This is a genomic window from Bacteroides sp. AR29 (genome assembly GCF_900217715.1).
In the GTDB taxonomy this organism is placed as follows: Bacteria; Bacteroidota; Bacteroidia; order Bacteroidales; family Bacteroidaceae; genus Bacteroides; species Bacteroides uniformis.
Genome location: NZ_OBMS01000032.1, coordinates 1 through 20,923, shown reverse-complemented (window position 1 = coordinate 20,923; position 20,923 = coordinate 1). Strand labels below are relative to the sequence as shown.

The following is a 20,923-nucleotide window of genomic DNA, read 5'->3' as shown; positions in this document are numbered from 1 at the left end:
TTTCATTGCAAATATATCATTATTCTCTTATTTTTGTTACCTATTTCAGACAAAACTTCTCTGAAATAGTCATGGGGTATGAAAGAAGTGACGTTTATCCGGCAGAACATCGAAAAATGGAAACGAGCAGAAACAATGGTGGAGCAGGCGGAAAGTCTGTCTCCCGATGAACTTGCCGACGCATATACGGAGCTTACGGCAGATCTGGCTTTTGCCCAAACGCATTTCCCCGCTTCCCGCATCACTATCTATCTGAACAATCTTGCCTCGGCATTGCACAACCGCATTTATAGAAACAAGCGCGAGAAATGGTCAAGAATTATCACCTACTGGACCCGTGAAGTGCCTTCGGCCATGCACGATGCACGCCGTGAGCTGGTGGCTTCCTTCATTATATTTGTGGTCAGCGCATTGATAGGAGTGGTATCCGCTGCCGGAGACCCCGATTTTGTGCGTTTGATTTTAGGAAACTCCTATGTGGATATGACTTTGAACAATATCGCTAATGGTGAACCCATGGCTGTATATAACGGTTCCTCCGAGTTCCCCATGTTTCTGAGTATCACGCTGAACAATATCATGGTCTCCTTCAACTGCTTTGCCATGGGGTTGCTGACCAGTTTTGGCACCGGATACATGCTCCTTAACAATGGTATCATGATAGGGGCTTTCCAAACCTTCTTTTATCAGCACGACTTGCTTTGGGAGTCCTTCCTTGCCATTTGGCTGCACGGGACACTCGAAATCTGGGCGATTATTGTAGCCGGTGCCGCCGGTCTTGCCCTGGGCAACGGATGGCTCTTTCCCGGAACCTATTCAAGGCTGGAATCTTTCAAACGGGGAGCCAAAAAAGGACTGAAAATAGTGGTGGGTACGGTACCCGTATTCATCATGGCAGGATTTATAGAAGGATTCGTTACCCGCCATACCGAACTTCCGGATGCTTTGAGGTTCGGCTTTATTCTACTCTCTTTGTCGTTTATCTTTTTTTATTATATTTATTTACCTAACAGAAAGAAGCATGGAAGCACAGAAACCTAAAATCGCACTGTATGTACAACGTTCTTTTGGAGAGAAACTAACTACTACCTTTGATTTTATCAAAGAGAATTGGAAGCCGTTGATGAAATTCACCACATATCTGATGTTGCCGCTTTGTCTGCTTCAGGGACTGAGCTTGAACGGGCTGATGAGCGGTACAATGGCTCTGGGTGATATGACCGGAGGCTCGTTCGACTCTTCTGTTGTCGGAGCGTCCATCATGGCACTGGTGACTTATTACAGTCTGTATGCCGTTCTCTATCTGCTAGGAACTGTCATGCTGACCTCTTTGGTCTACGCATTGGTCCGTACTTACAATGAACGGGAAGAACGCTTGGAGGGAGTGACGTTAGGGATGCTGAAGCCCTTGTTGTTCCGTAATGTCAGAAGGGTATTTCTGATAATGATTGTCGGTGTGCTTTTGGTGCTGTTTGTAGGGCTTATTGTTGGTTTTATAGCCACCGTTATTCCGTTCATGGCGATTGCGTTCTTGTTCGTTCTGCTCGTTGTGGTGGTGTCTGTGCCACTTGCTATTTGGACTCCAGTCTATCTGTTCGAAGATATCTATATCATAGATGCCTTGAAGAAGGCCTACCGACTGGGTTTCGCTACCTGGGGAGGTATCGTACTGATTTCCATTGTTATGGGATTCATCGCCGCCATCTTGCAGGGAGTGACGATGATTCCATGGTATATCGGGACTATTGTGAAATATATCTTTGCAATGACTGATGCAGGTGGCGGTGCTACTGTATCGGCAGCCTATAGCTTTGTGCTTTATCTGCTGGCGGTGGTCCAGGCATTCGGCGTTTATATGTCCATGATTTTCTCATTGCTGGGACTGGCTTATCAATACGGTCATGCTTCGGAAAAGATAGATTATGTGATGGTGGAGAGTGATATTGACAATTTTGATAAACTCTGATAACGGACTATGAATATGGCTCCGGCTGATACACTGGTTTGTGATACTGCACAGGTTGCCGCTTGGCAGTCTGACCCGGCGTTTGCTTACAGTCGTGAGTTGATAACTCCCGAAATTAATGTACTTGAGTGGTTCAGCAGATGGTTCGGCAAGCTGCTGGACAAGATATTCGGGAATACGTTGGTGGCAGAATATTCGGAGGTCGTATTGATATGCATTGCCGTTCTTATCCTGGTATTGGTCATTTGGTTTGTGTACAAGAAGCGTCCGGAACTGTTCATGCGTTCGCGCAAGAGTACCCTGCCCTATACAGTGGGGGAGGATACCATCTATGGAGTGGATTTTGCGGAAAGAATTGCCGATGCGCTTGCCCGGACGGATTATCGGGAGGCGGTGCGTTTGCTCTATCTGCAGACGCTGAAACAGCTCAGCGATGGAAAACGTATAGACTGGCAGTTATATAAAACGCCTACACAATATATCTATGAAGTCCGTCTGCCAGCTTTCCGCCAAATGACCAACCATTTTCTACGAGTACGTTACGGAAATTTTGAAGCGACCGAAACTTTGTTCCATGCGATGCGGGATTTGCAGAAAGAAGTGGAGAAAGGAGGGGCGGCATGAAGGGGAACCATTGGTTTATAGCCGGTATCATTGTTTTTCTGGTGTTGATGTTTGCGATAGAGTGCCGTCTGCCAAAGAAGTTTGTCTGGAACCCTACGTTCAGCCATTATGACAAGCAACCGTTCGGCTGTGCCGTGTTCGATAGCCTGCTGTCTTCATCGTTGCCGAAGGGATATTCGTTGTCGAGAAAGACTTTTTATGAACTGGAGCAGGAAGATACGACGCTCCGCCGCGGAATACTGGTTGTTACCGATAACCTGCATTTGACGGATGTAGATGTGGAGGCGATGTTGAAGATGGCGGGACGGGGAGACCGGATTATGCTGGTGGGGAGCTCTTTCAGCCGTATTTTGAAAGATACGCTGGGATTTGAGTGCAGCTATTCCTATTTCAGTCCGTCGGCTTTGAAAAAATATGCCACTGCATTGCTTTCGAAAGACAGTTTGTGCTGGGTGGGGGATTCGGCGGTTTATCCGCAGCAGACTTTCTGTTTCTATCCCCAACTTTGTCAGTCTTATTTCTTTGCAGATTCCATTTCTAGTAAAGTGTTGGCGGAAAAAACTGTTACCGGAGAAGCTGCTCACCCGGTTGCCATGTCGGTTTCTTGGGGAAAGGGGGAAGTTATACTGGCTTCCACTCCCCTGCTTTTTACGAACTATGGTGTGCTGGATGGGAAGAATGCGGCTTATCTTTTTCGTATATTGTCCCAGATGGGTGGATTTCCCATTGTCCGTACCGAAGGCTATATGAAAGAAACAGCCCAGGTACAGATGTCTCCTTTTCGCTATTTCCTTTCGCAGCCGCCGCTTCGCTGGGCATTGTACTTGAGTATGGTTTCCATCCTGCTCTTTATGATATTTACAGCCCGCAGGAAGCAGCGCGCCATTCCGGTTATCCGCGAACCGGAAAATAAGTCTTTGGAGTTTGCAGAGTTGATAGGTACTCTTTATTATCAGAAGAAGGACCATGCTGACTTAGTCCGCAAGAAATATCTCTATTTTGCGGAGGAACTGAGGAGGGAAATCCAAGTGGATGTGGAGGAAGTGGCAGAGGATGAGCGCTCTTTCGGCAGGATTGCCCGGAAGACGGGTATGGAAGCGGGGGAAATAGCCGCGTTTATCCGCGAGGTGAGGCCGGTGGTGTACGGAGGGCGCAGCATCTCTGAGAAGGAGATGAAACGGCTTGTCGATAAAATGAATGAAATAATCAATCATATATAAAGAAGATATTTATGGAAGAGAACACAGAAAAACGGGTGGACTTGACTCTCTTTTCCGAGAAGATACAAGCGTTGAAGGACCGGATTGCTACGGTCATAGTGGGGCAGGAGCAGATAGTGGACCTGGTACTGACGGCTGTCCTGGCAAACGGCCATGTGTTGCTGGAGGGAGTGCCGGGGGTGGCAAAGACACTGCTTGCCCGTCTGGTGGCACGCTTGATTAAGGCGGACTTCAGCCGCATTCAGTTTACTCCGGACTTGATGCCGAGTGATGTGTTGGGTACTACGGTCTTCAACATGAAAACCAATGACTTTGACTTTCATCAAGGACCGGTGTTTGCCGACCTCGTGCTGGTGGACGAGATAAACCGCGCTCCCGCCAAGACGCAGGCAGCCTTGTTCGAGGTTATGGAAGAACGGCAGGTCAGCATTGACGGTACCACGCATCAGATGGGAGAACTCTATACGATTCTGGCAACCCAGAATCCGGTGGAGCAGGAGGGGACTTATAAGTTACCTGAAGCGCAACTGGACCGCTTCCTGATGAAAATAACCATGGGATATCCCTCATTGGAGGAGGAGGTGGACATCCTGGAGCGCCACCACGCCAATGCTTCGTTGGTGAAGTTGGAGAGCCTGGCGCCCGTGCTCACAAAAGAAGAACTGCTTTCGTTGCGCAGGCTGATGGAACACGTGTTTGTAGACCGCACGCTGCTTCAGTACATCGCGTTGATTGTACAGCAGACGCGTACCAGCAAGGCTGTATATTTAGGAGCTTCTCCGCGTGCGTCCGTGGCAATGATGCAGGCCTCCAAGGCATATGCACTGTTGCAGGGACGTGACTTTGTGACACCGGAGGATATTAAGTTCGTTGCTCCGTATGTGCTTCAGCATCGCTTGATATTGACAGCGGAAGCCGAGATGGAAGGCTATTCGCCGGTAAAGGTGACGCAACGTCTGATTGATAAGGTGGAAGTGCCGAAGTGAGACTGGGCCGCCGATTCTATATTGTTCTTGTTCTGATAGTCCTGCTGATGGGTATCGGGTACGTCTTTGCTCCATTCTTTGCAATCGGGCAGTGGGCGCTTTTTGTTTTGGCGGTGTCGGCGCTGGTGGATGGGGGGATGCTCTATCGCATTCGCGGCATCCGGGCATTCCGCCAGTGTGCTACCCGCTTCTCCAACGGAGATGAAAACACCGTGAACATACGTGTGGAGAGCAGTTATCCGCATCCGGTGGCTGTGGAAGTGGTGGATGAGATTCCTTTTGCATTCCAGTTGCGGAATATTGATTTCCGGATGAGGCTCCAGGCGAATGAGGGCAGGACGATTACGTATCATCTGCGTCCCACGCGGCGGGGGATTTACTCTTTCGGACGGATTCGGGTGTTTGTGGCAGGCAGAATGGGATTGCTTTCCCGCAGATATACTTGCGATGCTCCGCTGGATGTCAAGGTATATCCGTCCTATCTGATGCTCCATCGGTATGAGTTGCTTGCTATCAGCGACAACTTGACGGAATTGGGCATCAAACGTATCCGCAGGGTGGGGCATCATACGGAGTTCGAACAGATAAAGGAGTATGTGAAAGGCGACGATTACCGCACGATAAACTGGAAAGCAAGCGCCCGGAGGCACGAACTTATGGTAAATGTCTATCAAGACGAGCGTTCCCAGCAAATCTATAACGTGATAGACAAGGGGCGGATTATGCAGCAGGCATTTCGCGGGATGACCTTGCTGGACTATGCTATTAATGCCTCCCTGGTTCTTTCGTACGTTGTCATGCGGAAGGAGGATAAAGCCGGACTGGTAACGTTTAATGAGCACTTTGATACATTTATCCCCGCCTCCCGACAGCCCGGACAAATGCAGGCGTTATTGGAGAACCTTTACAGCCAGCAGACTACTTTTGGGGAGACCGACTTTTCCTCATTGTGCGTACATTTGAACAAGCGCGTCAACAAACGCAGTCTTTTGGTGCTGTATACCAATTTTTCCGGCATCGGCAGCTTGAATCGCCAGTTGGCTTATTTGCAGCAGTTGAACCGCCAGCACCGGTTGCTGGTCATCTTCTTCGAAGATGCCGCTCTGAAAGAGTACGTCGCCACTCCTGCGAGGGATACGGAAGGGTATTACCGCCATGTCATTGCCGAGAAATTTGTATTCGAGAAACGGCTGATAGTCTCCACCTTGAAGCAGCACGGCATCAGTTCTGTACTGACTACACCGGAAAATCTTTCTGTGGACGTGATAAACAAGTATCTGGAGATGAAGTCACGTAGCCAGATATAAAAACAGTAACTAAGGTTATATAATCCGTAATAAGGGTAGTGAAGATGTCTGGATTTTCCTCTAATTTTGTAATTGGTATATTGTGAAGGTGTGGAAAACATATCCTTAAGATTTTATATATCTGAAGTTACAATAATGAGAATGACTTTATAGGTGATGAAAGACAATACATTGGACATAAAGACCGTATGTGAATGTAACCGGTGCCTGGGATGTAAAACGTTGCATCCTCAGGTAAGCATTATTAATCTGGAAAATCCTAGTGTGTATCAGGATGCTGTGAAGTTTGAATTCTATGCCATCCTACTGATTGAGGACTGTGAAGGGGATTGTGACTGCTGCGGACGGAAATATTATGATTATTCCAATGCTACGATGGTATTTCTTACTCCCGGCGAGATATTCCGGATGAACAAGAACAATACGCTTCCGGACAAAGGTTGGCTGCTGGCATTTCATCCCGATTTATTGCTTTGTACTACGTTAAAGAATCATATCGACAACTATACTTTCTTTTTCTACCGCAAGGAGGAGGCGTTGCATCTGTCACAGCGCGAAACGGCCAAAGTGACGTGTTGCCTTGAGAATATTGATGATGAACTTCATCATTCCATTGATATGCATAGCAATACCATCTTGTCCCGTCACATCGAATTGCTGCTGGATTATTGCTCACGTTACTATGAGCGGCAATTCATCACCCGTGAGAATAAGAACAAGATGATTCTGGGGAAAATGGAAGGGATATTGGACGAGTATATCACTTCCGGAAAGTTGCAGGAGGGGAAGCTGCCCACTTCCGGATGCTGTGCCGAAAAACTGAATCTTTCGACGGCTTACTTTGATGATTTGCTGAGGTTTGAGACGGGTAAGACATTGGCTGAATACTTCCAGTTCAAATGCTTGTACACGGCCAAGAAAATGTTATCGGAAGGTGGTAATACACCTGCTGCCGTAGCGCGTCGGCTGGGCTATCCGAGTGTGCAATATTTCAGTCTGGTGTTTAAGAAAGCAACGGGAGTTGCACCGAATGAATATAGATATTCACAAAATTGAGATGATGCAGATAGAATGAATTTATTAGACCAAAATATTTTATAATGGAGACCAAAGCTATATTTTTAGATGTAGACGGAACATTGGTGAGTTTCGACACTCACCGCGTTCCGCAGTCGGCTATCGAAGCGTTGCAGCAAGTTCATGAATCCGGTATAAAAATCATAATAGCAACTGGGAGGGCGTTTACCGATCTTCACGAACTTGAAGAGATTCCATACGATGCAGTGATAGCTTTGAATGGGGCCGATTGTGTACTGAGAGATGGCACTCCTATATCTCGTAAACAGATTCCCGAAAAGGATTTTCAGAGGGTACTGGTATTGGCTCAACATTATGGGTTTGCTCTGGCTATCGAAACGAATAAAGGTATTTTTGTCAACGAACTCAATCCGACCGTCATCGAATTGGCTAGGCTGGTCAATCACCCTACACCGCCGGTGGCAGACATTGAAAAGGAATTTATGGGAGGCGAATGTTGTCAGTTATGCATATATTGTGATGAAGAAATGGAAAAAGAAGTTATGGCACAACTTCCCGGACTTTCTGTTTCCAGATGGAACCCTTTCTTTGCGGATGTCAATGTGACGGGAGTAAACAAGGCTATGGGTATCAATGAGTTTGCTTCCTATTATGGATTTGATGTTTCAGGAACCATCGCTTTTGGTGATGGCGGGAATGATATTTCCATGATTCGTGCAGCCGGGATGGGAATAGCTATGGGAGGAGCTTCCGAGGCTGTGAAAAGCGTTGCCGATTATATAACGGAGACGGTGGATGAGCATGGTATCCGGAACGCTCTGGTTCATTTTGGTATTGTGGAATAAAAATCGGCTGTCAAAACTTATGAAAACTATAGTCAGTGAATATTATGCTTTTAGAAAAACTGCTTAAAGAATTTAATTTTAGCATCAATACTTTTAATTTGGAGGAATCTAAGTTATTTGACCGATATTTTGAGCGGATATTGATTGGTAAAGATACATTTTTGATTAAGGAAGGAGAAATAGAAAGATATAGTTATTTCGTTTATGATGGGATGTTACGTTGTTGGCTTTTGAATCATAAAGGGGAAGAGCAGATTTTTTGGTTTTGTAAAGAAGGTACGTTTTCAATGTCGAACATATCTTTTACCTTACAAACAAAATCTGCATTTAATGTGCAGACAATTGTAGATAGCGTTATTTACCGAATAGACAAGAAGCGAGTAGATGAACTGTATACTGCTATTCCTAAGGTGAAAACCGTATTTGAAGATTTGAATGCCATACTACTGAATAAGCTCTTGAAAAGAAATATCGACTTGATTAAATATTCTCCTGAACAGTATTATCTACAGATGATTGAAGAATATGGCATTACATTAAACTATATCCCACTCAAAGATATAGCTTCTTATTTGGGTATCACGCCGCAAGCACTAAGCAGAATCCGTAAACGTATTTTTTAACCTGGGTTCAGTGCATTGAATGTATAAGTTCCGAACTTTGCGGCTTTAAATAGCAATTACAATTATGATTAGAAAAATTAAAGTTACGGATTATCCACGTTTGATAGAAATTTGGGAAAGTGCAGTATTGAGTACACATGATTTTCTTAAAGAGGAAGATTGTCTATACTATAAGGAACAGCTTCCGGTATATTTTCAGTATGTCACTCTATTCGGATTTGAACAGGAGGGAATCTTAATCGGATTTATGGGAATTGCAGAAGGAAATCTTGAAATGTTGTTTATTGACAATAATTATCGAGGCACAGGAATTGGGAAAAAACTGGTTACTTATGCCATAAATCATTTGCAGGTAACGAAAGTCGATGTGAACGAGCAGAATATTCAAGCTGTCGGTTTTTATAAATATATAGGCTTTAACGTATACAAAAGGTCTGATTTGGACGGAGAAGGTAAAGAATATCCTATTTTACACATGCAGTTGTAGTTCGTAAGTCAGACCCCGATTTTAAAAATCATCATTTTTGCCAGCACTACTTTTTCTTCTCATATTCGGCTTTAACTATCTGACAGCAAGAATTTAACCACGTGTTTTTTTTCTGTTTTTCGTTTATAATAAATAACATTTGTTAATGTCTATTTCGGGCTTATTTTCCGTTTTCTTTGTGCAAATATGGTGATTAAGGGGCGAACTCCGTTGTCTATAGTGCCGGAAGTATGGCTTTTGCTCCCCGTATATGGGCACTTTTTCCCTTCATGTCCTGTGTGTAATGCAGAGAAGCTTGGCGCATAATTCCCGAAACCTTATTACAAAACTTCGTCCCACGCATGTGTGCTCGCCGGTTTGCCTGCGTGAACCGTTGAGCCCACGTGCGTGGGACGAGGGTTTACATGAACCTTCATAATAAAAAGCATGGGACATACGTGGATTCTGCCTATACCTTCTTCCAGTTTTGTCCCTATCCGGAGGACGGTCTGCCCATTCATTGCTGCTCAGTTTCTTATTCTTGTGATGTAAGTCTGAGAAAGCTGAAACTCGAAAATTGCTTATGCACCGGATATTTCGGGTCCCCATTTTTGCCGGAGCGAGAAAAAGAAAAAGCTCTGAAATCCTTGAATTTCAGAGCTTTGCTTTAATTTGCTATTTGCTTTCGCGGTGCGTACGGAAGATGAACCTTATTTCTATTTCTCACGTACTCAATATCTTAGCAAGCTCTTAATTCTTTCTCCCACTAATAACCCCACGTGTGTAATTCTTTAGATTGCTTGGTGTTGCGGTGGTTGTTTGAGTTGATGCAAAGATAGGTGTTTATTATAGAGTAATAAAATAAAAGAGCCATATTTAACACGAAAATGCAGAGAGTTTTCTTACTTTTGCAATATGTTATATTATAGAAGAAAAATATTATTAGCATTGATTGAAGCATTTGGCGGTCATTTGACTGCCAAACAACTTCAGAAATATTTGTTTCTTTTTACAAGGAAACAAGAGGAAAAAGCATTTGATTTTATTCCTTATTACTATGGTTGTTTTTCATTCCAAGCAAATCAGGATATAATGACATTAGCTAAATTGGGCTACTTAAGTATTATAAAAAGCGAGAATGGTCGTAGAATACAAATTTGTCAACCCAATAATTATTTGATGATGCTTGATATGTTTGAACAGCAAGCTATAAAAGAAATAAAAGAAAAATTTGGTTGTCTATCTCAAAACGAGTTAATTCGTTACACTTATATTAATTATCCTTATTACGCAACAAAAAGTACAATAGCAATTAATTTGCTAAATGAGGAAGAATTAGCTGTAATAGATAAGCAAAAAAGAACCTTTACAGAGCCTCAATTATTCACTATAGGATATGAAGGACGCTCTTTAGAAAAATACATTAATATTCTCCTCGTGAATGATGTACATATTCTCTGTGATGTCCGTAAAAATGCCTATAGTCAAAAATATGGATTTTCAAAAAGTCAATTAGAGAAAGCATGTACAGGAGTAGGTATAAAATATATCCATATACCGCAACTGGGAATAGAATCAGAACAAAGACAAGATTTAAAATCACAAAAAGATTATGAAATTCTTTTTGAGTCATATGAAAAATCTACCCTAAAAGAAAATTGGGATTATCTTTTATATGTCCGAGAATTGATTGATACAGAGAAACGTGTAGCTTTAACTTGCTTTGAAGAAAGTCACAAACAATGCCATAGAGGAAGAGTTGCGAAATATTTAATGCAACTACCTGATATAACTTACACCCTTAAACATCTATAAAACATGCCTACAACTCGAGTTCTAATTGCTGTAAAAACATACCCTACTTTATCGGAAAAATACGATGAATTAGTTTGTACTGCTGGTTTCTTGGAAGATGGCACTTGGATAAGAATATATCCTATTCCTTTTCGTAAATTAAGTTATGATAAGAGATATAGTAAATGGCAGTGGATAGAACTTGATTTGGTTAAAAACACAAGTGATTTTAGGAAAGAAAGTTTTCGTCCTGCAAATATAGATAATGAAATAAAAATAGTAGGAGAAATTGGTACAAAAAATGGCTGGGCAAAAAGAAAGTCTATTGTTTTAAAACATGTCCGTTATAATATGGCTGAGCTTATTGAAGAAGCCAAAAATCCTCAAATAGGAACATCATTAGCCGTATTTAAACCTCAAAGAATTATTGATTTTGTTTGGGAAGAATCTACAAGAGAATGGAATAAGCAGAAATTAGATGTTGTATATGCCAATCAAGCCCAACATAGTTTATTTGATGTAGAAGAAACTAAAAGAATATTCAAAGTAGCTAAAAAATTGCCTTATGAGTTCTCATATAAGTTTATATCAGAAGATGGTAAAGAACGAAAACTCATGATTGAAGATTGGGAATTAGGGATGCTTTATTGGAATTGCCTTGCTGCTGCTAATGGAAATGAACAAGTCGCATGTGAAAAAGTGAAAGAGAAATATTTCACAGAATGGTGTAAAAAAGATATATATTTTTTCTTAGGAACAACCAAGAAATTTCATAATGTAGGTACTAATCCTTTTATTATTATTGGAACATTTTATCCACCGAAGAATCCGCAATTGGCTTTGACCTTTAAAATGGACTAATACAAACTTAGTTATATTAAATAAAAGCTTTTAGATATAAGAACAAAAGACCATAGTATAAACTTACTTTCGTAAATACGATTCGATATAATACATTTTGCTGAAAAGAAGATTGTTGAAAAATATTTTTTTAAGATGGCAAGGAATTGCTTTTTACTATTTTGCTTTTAATAACCCTATGAAGAACATAGACTAAGCTTTAGTCCTATCACATTTATTACTTTTTTATTAGAATGTCCCTTTTTTACACCTATTATCAATCTAAGAAATCTTACTTTTGCCTGATAATTAAGGCAAAATGGAGAAAATTCAAGTAATACAACCTACTAAATTGCTTGCTCCTTATATAAAGCAATATTGGTTTTTAAGGATAGATGATGTAAAGCAAGGCTTTCAACGTTCTATCCCAGCAGGTTGTGTAGGAATTGTTTTTCATAAAGGAAACAAAATTATTTCTTCTTTTCATAAGGGAACGCAACCACAATCCTATATAAGCGGGCAAATCAGTACTTATTCAGACATAGAATTTTCTTTCTTGGATATGGTCATTATTTTATTCCAGCCTATCGGATGCAGGATGTTTTTTCCATATCCTATGGAAGAGTTTACTAATCAGAATATAGGTATTGATTTGTTAGATAACACCTGTTTAGTAGAATTGGAAGAGAAAATAAATGAAACATCAGATAATTATCAAATAGTCAGATTGATAGAAGAATATTTATTAAATAGATTATGCAAAAATATTCCATGCAACGCCAATAGGATTATAACTACTGTTCAAAATATCAATGAAGGAGAAGGGAATATATCCGTTTTATCTCAAACGGCTTGTTTAGGATATAAGCAATTTAAACGGATATTCGCTGAATATGTAGGACTAAATCCAAAAGATTTTATCCAAATCACACGATTTAGGAAGACATTCCATATTTTGCAATCAACTCCACAAATCAGCATAAGTAAAGTTGCTTATGATTGTGGATATTATGATAAATCACATTTAATAAAAGAGTTTAAAATGTTCACGGGCTATACCCCTAAACAACTACTTGAAATTTGTGATACTTATACCGAAAACCTATCGGTATTCAACTCTGTATTTATCAACGACAAAAAAACTTAATAACATCGCTTTATGAAAATATTGATATACGGTGCTGGCGTAGTGGGTTGTACTTATGGCTGGCAATTATCCAAAGCAGGATGTGACGTTGCTGTATTGGTGCGTAAGGAGCAAAAAGAACTTGTACAAAAAGATGGTATTCGCATTATCTGTTCTGACTTTAGAGAGAAAACAAGAAAAGATACAGATATAATCTTTAAGCCTACAGTAATAGACGAACTTTCGTCAAACAATGATTTTGAATACATTATTGTCTCCACCAATAAATTGCAATTATCAACTATATTACCAAGTCTTTCAAAGTCAGCAGGAAAAGCAAATGTTGTATTTTTCCAAAATAACTGGGATGTTTTTACTGAAATAGATAAATATCTAAAACCTGAACAATACTTTTTTGCCTTTCCCTTCATGGTCGGGGGTGGAAAAGAAGATAAAAGCATACATTGTGCTATTTCAGGTCTAAAATATTCCAATACTCCGTTAGGTGAAAAAGACGGGCGGATAACTCCACGAGTAGAAAAACTTTTTATAATACTAGATAAAGCAAACTTAAAGCCTGTCATTTCTAATCAAATATTAGTATGGCTAATCACACATTATGCTGTTGCTGCCGGTCTTTCAGCGGGAATAATGAGTGCCGGAAGTGCCTCTAAATTTATAGAGAATACAGCTATTATTAAAATTACAATGAAAGCTATTCGGGAAGGCTTAGTTATTTGTAAAAGAATGGGTATCAATCCTAAAACAGAAAAAGCAAATAGATTATATCTTTTACCTTTATTTATCAGTGTGCCAATAGCTAAGAAAATTTATGGTAATGATGCTCTGCAACTTATGTTTGATGGACATATAAATCATTCTCCTGTTGAAATAAGGCAAATGATAGATGATATAATAGATAGTGGTGTAAAATATGCTGTTACAACTCCTAATCTGGCACAATTAAAAAGTTATATATCTTCTAACCAAACTAATAAAAGTAAGTGAATAAAGCTATCAATTCGATAGCCATTAAATATAAGTATATGAAAGATATATTACAAGAGAGATTTTTCCAATTATTATTGGAATGCTCGCAGCGTAAAGTTTCTGTAACAGAGTTTACAGAAGCTATTGAGGAATTAGCTACACATTTAGCTGATTTCAGTTTTAACGAACAGGATTATAGTGTTTTACTTCGTTATTTCTCCTTTGGTTTGCATCGACTTAAATCGTATCGTGTGCGGTTTGAGCAAGAAAAAAATGCCCTATTTGCATTTGATTGATGAAGCAATAGAACTAATCAAAACAGAAGTACGCATAGTGAATTTGCACATCAAATACCCTGAACAGTTCCAGCAACATGCAAATAAGCTATTCCTTTCTCCTCTCCAATTGGCTGACAAAACAAGCCTTATCAATATTATGGAAATAGTCAGCGGCTTATTTCTTTCCAAACGTATAAACTAGAGTATTTGCAACCAGTTATTACTCAATATTTTGTGAGTTATAAGTCAGAAATATGGGCATAACCTTTAGGGGTACATTCTAAAAGGTGAAGATTTAACCTTTTTATAATTTCTTAACACTCAAAGAGCGGTGGTAGAGGGTATTTTCCCTCTTTTCGGTACTTTATTGATGGTTCGATGTTCCCATCTTTCCACATTGCTTGGCTCGTTCGCACAAGCCACTACAAAGGTACTACAATTTCCAATAAAGGCAAGAGGACAGCAATTCAAATCTATTATTTTTGAGGGAGTGAAATCTGCCGCTTGCCAAATTTCTCTCTGTCGAAAATAATAGTCCTCTGAAAAGAATGAAAACAGCATTGATAAAATTGCCTTATTAAGGGGGAGCTATGCTGTTTTATGCTATTATTTCGTCAGTCGTTTATCTCCGTTGCCGGATGCAGTTTTCAGCCAAGCCGATGAATAAGAAAAGGTTTTGGAGCTGTTTACTCTCCAACGGAGGACGAAACTGCTCCAAATGGTTTACCGTTTGAACTTTTCGTTTTCTAAAAGAGGTTTGGCAACCTTTGCATCCGACAAAAGGAGATAAATGACCAGATATATAACAGTAGTATTACATTAAGGTAAAGAACAACCATGGTATAGTATTATTGCAATTTAACTATTTAAAGTTTGCTTATAATCAAATCATTTAAAGATTTTTGTCCTTCTATGATTTTTTGTATTTGATAAATGTCGTAATTAAATAAAAAATATCACGCATAATGACTTTTTCTTTTTTCTAAATTTCTTCAAATGACAAATTATTGTTACCTTTGTAATGTAATGTAGTTAATGGTTGCGCTTATAAAGTCCTTGGAAAGGATTTATGTATAAAAGAGGTAGATGTTTACTCTGTTCTTGCCTGGATTATCAGCATCACTGATATGAAATAACAGAAAAAAATATACAATGGCTAAGCGGACGGACAGGCAGGGAAATAGTACAGATTCCCAATCCCCCTCTTTATAATACATTGCGTATAAGATTTATTAACTGTCTGGTCTGGGGAATCTACAGAGATTTAACGAATCAAGATGGGAAGAGTCAGTCTTTGTCTTGTCATAATGTTCTTCATCTGTAGTGCTCAAAAAATTGATGCACAAGTACAGAATATCAGAGAGAAACAAGATACCATTTCGGCGACTAAATCATTAGAGCATACCAGGCCCGAGAATATCAAGAAGGGACCATTGAATAATGCTTTGGATGTATTGAGTGGTCAGTCTGCCGGTGTGAACGTCACCACTAATGGGACTGACAGGCTCGCTATGCTGAATAGTATCCGTGTGCGTGGTACCACATCCATTATGGGTGGCAATGACCCGTTAGTAATTATTAACGGAGTGACATCTGACATCGCTACGCTATCTACCATATATCCCGCAGACATCGAGAGTTTCACTATTTTGAAGAATGCTACCGAAACGGCAATGTACGGTTCCCGTGGTGCTTCAGGTGTAATTGAGATTAAGACCAAGAAAGGAACGGGGCGAGGTTTCGAAATATCATATGATGGCAACTACGGATTCGAGTCAATGTATAAACATCTGCAAATGCTCAACGGCCCGGAGTATATAGCTACAGCAGAGGCACTTGGATTAGATTACAATAATGGTGGCTACAACACCAATTTTCACGATGTAATTACTCGTACGGGCTTGATACATCAGCATCACTTGGCTTTTAGCGGTGGTTCGGAAAACTCAAACTATCGAGCATCGTTCGGTTTTATGGATCATAATACAATTGTCAAAGTTAACGATTACCGAAATTTAGTGGTAAAACTTGATGCTACACAAAAGGCTTTCGATGGTCGCTTAGTTGGCGATTTTGGTGTATATGGCTACTCGTCAAAGATACACGACATTTTCGATACACGAATGCTGTTTTACTCGGCAGCTGCACAGAATCCTACATATCCAGCAGGAACTGATGTTAATGGCAACTGGGTGAAGAACTCGGCTGCATCACACATCAACCACCCCGGAGCACTCCTCTATGAGAAAAATGACTCCGAAGAACGGAATTTCAATACACATTTGGGGCTGAAATTTAATATCCTTGACAATTTGATATTGTCGGCTTTCGGCTCTTATTCATATTCATCTACGGGAAATGCTCAATTTTGTCCTACATGGGTGTGGGCGCAAGGCAATGTTTATCGTGGAGAGTTCAAGGGTGAAGACTACTTTACAAATGTGTCCCTCTCATATAACAATGCTTGGGGAGACTCACACCTTGATGCTGTTGTTGGCGCAGAATATCTTAAACAGGTAAGGACTGGTTTATGGGTGCAGGCAAAAGGAATAACAACAAATGATTTCTCCTATAATAACATCGGAGCAACATCATCGCGTCCTTTCGGTGGTACGAGCAGTAGCTATGAAGACCCGTCACTTGCTTCAATAATGGGTAGTGTCACATATAGTTACAAGGATAGATATTCTATTGCGGCAGCACTCCGTGGAGATGGCTCTTCAATGGTAAGCGATAACAATACTTTCGGATTCTTCCCATCAGTATCACTGGGTTGGGATGTAAAAAAAGAAGGCTTCCTCTCTGATACTGACTTTATAACAATATTGAAACTAAGAACCGGATATGGTCGGTCAGGAAATCTTGGAGGTATAACATCCTATACAACACTTAATACCGTAAAGGAGAATGGTATCGTATCCATCAACGGTGCACCTACCGTAACAATGGGAAGTATACGCAACACGAATCCGGACCTTAAGTGGGAGACTCGTTCAACATTTAATATCGGTTTTGACTTAGGTATATGGGATAATCGGTTGATGCTTACCTCGGAATTATATTACTCAAAGACAACGGATATGCTCTATGAGTATGATGTTCCCGTTCCGACCTTTGCGTTCGATAAACTGATGGCAAATATCGGCTCGATGTCTAACCAGGGTGTCGAACTAGGAATCTCGGTAGTTCCCATTCAACGAAAGGATATGGAGATGAATATCAACTTCAATATGTCCTACCAGAAGAATAAGTTACTTTCGCTTAGTGGAGAGTATAATGGTATGCATATGACAGCTTCAGATATTACTCCGATTGGCTCGCTTTATGGTGCAGGTCAGAACGGTGGAGACAATAATGTAGTATATCAGATTGTAGGTCAGCCATTGGGGGTATTCTATCTACCTCACTGCAAAGGGCTTAAAGAAAATGAACTTGGTGGCTACAGTTACGATATTGAAGATTTGAATGATGATGGCGAGATTGATTTTAGCGATGGCGGAGACAGGTATATAGCAGGTCAGGCAACCCCCAAGGTAACTATTGGATCAAACATCAGTTTCCGTTACAAGTCCTTTGATATTGCCATGCAGATAAATGGTGCTTTCGGTCATAAGATATTCAATGGCACGGGCTTGGCTTATACCAATATGTCTATATTCCCTGACTACAATGTATTGAAGGGTGCTCCTGAAAAAAATATTATTGATCAGAATGTTTCAGACTATTGGTTGGAAAAAGGTGACTATGTAAATATTGAACATATTACCATAGGCTACAATATTCCAATGAAATCCAAGGCTGTGAAGTCATTGCGTCTTTCGGCAGGCATTAGCAACCTTGCAACAATCACAGGCTATAGCGGTCTTACTCCAATGATAAACAGTTATGTAGTAAGCAACACTTTGGGCATTGACGACAAACGCACCTATCCTTTATATCGTACCTATTCGTTAGGTCTTAGTATTCAATTCTAACCGCTTACAGTTATGAAAAGATATATAAACATATTGATGGTTGCTTTGGCAACGATGATGACCTCTTGTCTTACTGAAGACCCTAGAGATCAACTTTATGAAGAAGACATTTACAACAATGCCAACAACATATATATTAATGCAGTGGCTGTGCTCTACAATTACATTGGTGGCAGTGCAGACAGTGAGGGTTTACAGGGGACCTGTCGTGGGATTTATGACTATAACACACTTACTACAGACGAAGCCATGATACCTATTCGTGGTGGCGACTGGTACGATGGAGGTTTGTGGACGAATATGTATCAGCATAAGTGGAGTCCTAATGATTTACCACTCTACAATACTTGGAAATACCTCTACAAGGTTGTTGTGTTATCGAACAAATCTCTGCATATCATCGATAAGTATAGCCATAACCTATCTGAGGAGCAGAGAGTGGCCTACGAAGCTGAGGTGCGAGCTCTGAGAGCACTTTTCTACTACTACATTATGGATATGTATGGCAGAGTGCCCATCGTAACATCCTATGAACAACCGCAGGATGAAGTTGTGCAGAGCGAGCGTAGCGAGGTTTTCCGTTTTATCGTGAATGAGTTGCAGGAGGTTGCCGAGTTGTTGCCAAATGAGCGTAGTAATAAGATGGGTAACTACTATGGTCGTATAACAACACCTGTAGCTAATTTCCTTTTGGCTAAGTTGGCTCTTAATGCCGAGATATATTGTGATGATAATTGGACTGATGGCGTTCCACGGAACGGTAAAGAGATATTTTTCACCGTCGATGGTGAGAAACTCAACGCTTGGCAGACCTGTATCAAATATTGCAATAAACTTGCCGAGGTAGGTTATCGGTTGGAGGACGATTATAGCTATAATTTCTCTGTGCATAACGAGAACTCCAACGAAAACATATTCACCATTCCGTTGGATAAGAACCTCTATGCTGCGCAGTTCTGGTATCTCTTCCGATCACGACACTACAACCATGGCGGTGCGTTGGGTGGCTCATCGGAAAATGGTACCAGTGCCAATATCTCAACAGTCTTAGCCAACGGATACGGCACAGATGATGTAGATGCTCGCTTTGAAAAGAACTTCTATGCCGGCATCGTAGAGGTTGATGGAAAGCCTGTAATGATGGACAATGGACAGCAGTTGGAGTATTTCCCATTGGAGCTAAAGTTGAATCTTACGGGAAGCTCCTATGTCAAGACAGCTGGTGCTCGTATGGCAAAATATGAGGTTGATAGGACCTCACATTCCGACGGTAGACAACCGGATAACGACATCGTGCTATTCCGCTATGCCGATGCTCTCCTGATGAAGTCCGAGGCAAAGGTACGTAATGGTGAGGATGGCTCGTTGGAGTTGAACGAAGTCCGAGGTCGTGTTGGTATGCCATATCGAGAAGCTACGCTTGAGAACATATTGAAAGAGCGTTTGTTGGAGTTAGTATGGGAAGGCTGGCGACGACAAGATATGGTGCGTTTTGGAGTTTATCACAAATCATACGATCAGCGAGTCCAACTGGCTGATGAGAAAAATGGGTATACCACAGTTTTTCCTATTCCACAAAAAAGTATAGACTTGAACCCAAAATTGAAACAAAATGTTGGATATAAATAACTTTAGCCTATGAGTATTCAATTTGACATTGCAAAACAGATTATAGCTGAAACATGCCCTAATCGCAAACTTAAGTTGGAGAATATTCGCCTTTTTGCAGATATTATTCAGCCTAAGAAATATCAAAAAGGTGATATAATTCTAAATGAAGGTGATATCTGTAATTGCCTATTTTATATAGAAAAGGGATTTATTAGACAGCACTACCTAAAGCATGATAAGGATGTGATAGAACATTTAGCATGTGAAAAAGATGTTGTCTGGTGTATTGACAGCTATTTTAACCGAGAGCCAACACATCTTATGATGGATGCTGTAGAAAACAGTGTTTTATGGGAAATTCCGCGTGATATAATGGAAGAACTTTCTGATGCTAATGGTGATATAGCTTATCTATATCGGAGTTTTTTTGAAAATTCCTTAATGTTATCACAATTAAAGGCTGACATTTTACGTTTCGAATCAGCAAATGACAGATACGCTAGATTACAGCAACATTTTCCTGAAATAACTAGAAGAGCACCTTTGACAATGATTGCTTCATATCTTCAGATGACATTGGAAACATTAAGCAGAGTACGTGCATCAATAGCTAATGCTGAGAGCAAATAAAGCAAACTAACTATTAGGACTTAACTAACATCAAAAACAGGTCAGGATATAGCGTCCTGACCTGTTTCTTTAATAAACTTAAAAGCTATGGATTAATGAGATGTTAGTCATCGTCATCATCATCGAATTCATCCTCATCGTCGTCATCATCATATTCTATTGCTTCACTTTCTTCAATAATGTTACTAAAAGCTCCTGTTAAATCAAAATGATAGTTCTTTTTATTGTTAAAAAATTCATACGTGATAGAGCCGAATGTAGCTAACACTTGAAAAGGGACCCGGGTAGCATTTGAAACGTGTACCACCCGATAGGTTTTGCAAAGTTAATTAAATTTGTTTATTTATCATATCTTGTGTTTCTTTCATTCTGTACGATTTTCCCGTCATGTTCAGTAGAATCGCCTTGTGCGTTAGCCTGTCTACCATTGCTGTAACTAGTACTTTGTCTGCAATAATCTCGTCCCATCTGTTGAATGCGAGATTTGTTGTAATGACGGTTGTTTTCTTGTCAGTTCTGAGTGACAGATGGTTGAACAACATCTCCGCTCCCGCCTTGTCACAAGAAACGTATCCGAACTCGTCGCAGATGACCATGTCGTATCG

The 20,923-nt window shown here is 40.6% G+C and carries 19 protein-coding genes and 1 pseudogene; 19 read left to right on the top strand and 1 reads right to left on the bottom strand.

Features of this window, described 5'->3' with window-relative positions:
• Positions 1-78: 78 nt before the first annotated feature.
• From CSD97_RS17235 to CSD97_RS17140, 19 genes and pseudogenes are all read left to right on the top strand, one after another.
• Positions 79-1,041, top strand: a complete 963-nt coding sequence (locus CSD97_RS17235; protein ID WP_005832397.1) for a stage II sporulation protein M — start codon at positions 79-81, stop codon at positions 1,039-1,041.
• Positions 1,022-1,966 carry a hypothetical protein gene (locus CSD97_RS17230; protein WP_098032803.1) on the top strand — a complete coding sequence of 315 codons (945 nt, stop codon included), beginning with the start codon at positions 1,022-1,024 and terminating at the stop codon, positions 1,964-1,966. Before CSD97_RS17235 ends, CSD97_RS17230 begins: the two co-directional genes overlap by 20 nt.
• 9 nt (positions 1,967-1,975) lie before the next feature.
• Positions 1,976-2,590 carry a DUF4129 domain-containing protein gene (locus CSD97_RS17225; RefSeq protein WP_098032802.1) on the top strand — a complete coding sequence of 205 codons (615 nt, stop codon included), beginning with the start codon at positions 1,976-1,978 and terminating at the stop codon, positions 2,588-2,590.
• Positions 2,587-3,810: a DUF4350 domain-containing protein gene (locus CSD97_RS17220; protein WP_005832391.1), complete on the top strand. Its 1,224-nt coding sequence runs from the start codon at positions 2,587-2,589 to the stop codon at positions 3,808-3,810. The genes CSD97_RS17225 and CSD97_RS17220 overlap by 4 nt, the downstream gene beginning before the upstream one ends.
• A gap of 11 nt (positions 3,811-3,821) precedes the next feature.
• Positions 3,822-4,796 carry a MoxR family ATPase gene (locus CSD97_RS17215; protein WP_009038201.1) on the top strand — a complete coding sequence of 325 codons (975 nt, stop codon included), beginning with the start codon at positions 3,822-3,824 and terminating at the stop codon, positions 4,794-4,796.
• Positions 4,793-6,103: a DUF58 domain-containing protein gene (locus tag CSD97_RS17210; RefSeq protein ID WP_098032801.1), complete on the top strand. Its 1,311-nt coding sequence runs from the start codon at positions 4,793-4,795 to the stop codon at positions 6,101-6,103. The genes CSD97_RS17215 and CSD97_RS17210 overlap by 4 nt, the downstream gene beginning before the upstream one ends.
• Positions 6,104-6,259: 156 nt before the next feature.
• Positions 6,260-7,159 carry a response regulator transcription factor gene (locus CSD97_RS17205; protein ID WP_016274303.1) on the top strand — a complete coding sequence of 300 codons (900 nt, stop codon included), beginning with the start codon at positions 6,260-6,262 and terminating at the stop codon, positions 7,157-7,159.
• Positions 7,160-7,203: 44 nt separating this feature from the next.
• A complete protein-coding gene (locus CSD97_RS17200; RefSeq protein ID WP_022402025.1) occupies positions 7,204-7,986 on the top strand; it encodes a Cof-type HAD-IIB family hydrolase in 783 nt (260 codons plus the stop codon).
• Between the two features lie 44 nt (positions 7,987-8,030).
• A complete protein-coding gene (locus tag CSD97_RS17195) occupies positions 8,031-8,609 on the top strand; it encodes a Crp/Fnr family transcriptional regulator (protein WP_005832383.1) in 579 nt (192 codons plus the stop codon).
• A 64-nt stretch (positions 8,610-8,673) separates the two neighbouring features.
• Positions 8,674-9,096, top strand: coding sequence for a GNAT family N-acetyltransferase (locus CSD97_RS17190; protein WP_005832381.1), 423 nt, complete (start codon positions 8,674-8,676; stop codon positions 9,094-9,096).
• A gap of 927 nt (positions 9,097-10,023) precedes the next feature.
• Positions 10,024-10,890, top strand: coding sequence for a DUF488 family protein (locus CSD97_RS17180; RefSeq protein ID WP_229094952.1), 867 nt, complete (start codon positions 10,024-10,026; stop codon positions 10,888-10,890).
• Between the two features lie 3 nt (positions 10,891-10,893).
• Positions 10,894-11,730: a hypothetical protein gene (locus tag CSD97_RS17175; RefSeq protein WP_008150965.1), complete on the top strand. Its 837-nt coding sequence runs from the start codon at positions 10,894-10,896 to the stop codon at positions 11,728-11,730.
• A 298-nt stretch (positions 11,731-12,028) separates the two neighbouring features.
• On the top strand, positions 12,029-12,856 hold the full coding sequence (locus CSD97_RS17170) for a helix-turn-helix domain-containing protein (protein ID WP_117959259.1): 828 nt from the start codon (positions 12,029-12,031) through the stop codon (positions 12,854-12,856).
• 12 nt (positions 12,857-12,868) lie between these two features.
• Positions 12,869-13,843, top strand: a complete 975-nt coding sequence (locus CSD97_RS17165; protein WP_098032800.1) for a 2-dehydropantoate 2-reductase N-terminal domain-containing protein — start codon at positions 12,869-12,871, stop codon at positions 13,841-13,843.
• A 38-nt stretch (positions 13,844-13,881) separates the two neighbouring features.
• On the top strand, positions 13,882-14,121 hold the full coding sequence (locus CSD97_RS18940; RefSeq protein ID WP_173675123.1) for a hypothetical protein: 240 nt from the start codon (positions 13,882-13,884) through the stop codon (positions 14,119-14,121).
• Positions 14,099-14,299: pseudogene (locus tag CSD97_RS19145) on the top strand (hypothetical protein); the annotation flags it as partial. The gene CSD97_RS18940 and the pseudogene CSD97_RS19145, both read left to right, overlap by 23 nt.
• 1,081 nt (positions 14,300-15,380) lie before the next feature.
• A complete protein-coding gene (locus tag CSD97_RS17150; protein WP_098032799.1) occupies positions 15,381-18,077 on the top strand; it encodes a SusC/RagA family TonB-linked outer membrane protein in 2,697 nt (898 codons plus the stop codon).
• Positions 18,078-18,089: 12 nt separating this feature from the next.
• Positions 18,090-19,706, top strand: a complete 1,617-nt coding sequence (locus tag CSD97_RS17145; protein ID WP_005641955.1) for a RagB/SusD family nutrient uptake outer membrane protein — start codon at positions 18,090-18,092, stop codon at positions 19,704-19,706.
• A gap of 9 nt (positions 19,707-19,715) precedes the next feature.
• Positions 19,716-20,318, top strand: a complete 603-nt coding sequence (locus tag CSD97_RS17140; RefSeq protein WP_005835699.1) for a Crp/Fnr family transcriptional regulator — start codon at positions 19,716-19,718, stop codon at positions 20,316-20,318.
• 329 nt (positions 20,319-20,647) lie between these two features.
• Here the strand turns inward: CSD97_RS17140 and CSD97_RS17130 are convergent.
• A partial coding sequence (locus CSD97_RS17130) for an ATP-binding protein (protein ID WP_159461941.1) occupies positions 20,648-20,923 on the bottom strand: 276 nt, incomplete at its 5' end.

Excerpts from the sequence above, each read along its gene's own strand:
- CSD97_RS17200 (WP_022402025.1), top strand. The coding sequence starts at position 7,204 with ATGGAGACCAAAGCTATATTTTTAGATGTAGACGGAACATTGGTGAGT.
- CSD97_RS17190 (WP_005832381.1), top strand. The coding sequence starts at position 8,674 with ATGATTAGAAAAATTAAAGTTACGGATTATCCACGTTTGATAGAAATT.
- CSD97_RS18940 (WP_173675123.1), top strand. The coding sequence starts at position 13,882 with ATGAAAGATATATTACAAGAGAGATTTTTCCAATTATTATTGGAATGC.
- CSD97_RS17195 (WP_005832383.1), top strand. The coding sequence starts at position 8,031 with ATGCTTTTAGAAAAACTGCTTAAAGAATTTAATTTTAGCATCAATACT.
- CSD97_RS17205 (WP_016274303.1), top strand. The coding sequence starts at position 6,260 with ATGAAAGACAATACATTGGACATAAAGACCGTATGTGAATGTAACCGG.
- CSD97_RS17140 (WP_005835699.1), top strand. The coding sequence starts at position 19,716 with ATGAGTATTCAATTTGACATTGCAAAACAGATTATAGCTGAAACATGC.
- CSD97_RS17230 (WP_098032803.1), top strand. The coding sequence starts at position 1,022 with ATGGAAGCACAGAAACCTAAAATCGCACTGTATGTACAACGTTCTTTT.
- CSD97_RS17175 (WP_008150965.1), top strand. The coding sequence starts at position 10,894 with ATGCCTACAACTCGAGTTCTAATTGCTGTAAAAACATACCCTACTTTA.
- CSD97_RS17145 (WP_005641955.1), top strand. The coding sequence starts at position 18,090 with ATGAAAAGATATATAAACATATTGATGGTTGCTTTGGCAACGATGATG.
- CSD97_RS17170 (WP_117959259.1), top strand. The coding sequence starts at position 12,029 with ATGGAGAAAATTCAAGTAATACAACCTACTAAATTGCTTGCTCCTTAT.
- CSD97_RS17215 (WP_009038201.1), top strand. The coding sequence starts at position 3,822 with ATGGAAGAGAACACAGAAAAACGGGTGGACTTGACTCTCTTTTCCGAG.
- CSD97_RS17235 (WP_005832397.1), top strand. The coding sequence starts at position 79 with ATGAAAGAAGTGACGTTTATCCGGCAGAACATCGAAAAATGGAAACGA.
- CSD97_RS17225 (WP_098032802.1), top strand. The coding sequence starts at position 1,976 with ATGAATATGGCTCCGGCTGATACACTGGTTTGTGATACTGCACAGGTT.
- CSD97_RS17165 (WP_098032800.1), top strand. The coding sequence starts at position 12,869 with ATGAAAATATTGATATACGGTGCTGGCGTAGTGGGTTGTACTTATGGC.
- CSD97_RS17150 (WP_098032799.1), top strand. The coding sequence starts at position 15,381 with ATGGGAAGAGTCAGTCTTTGTCTTGTCATAATGTTCTTCATCTGTAGT.
- CSD97_RS17220 (WP_005832391.1), top strand. The coding sequence starts at position 2,587 with ATGAAGGGGAACCATTGGTTTATAGCCGGTATCATTGTTTTTCTGGTG.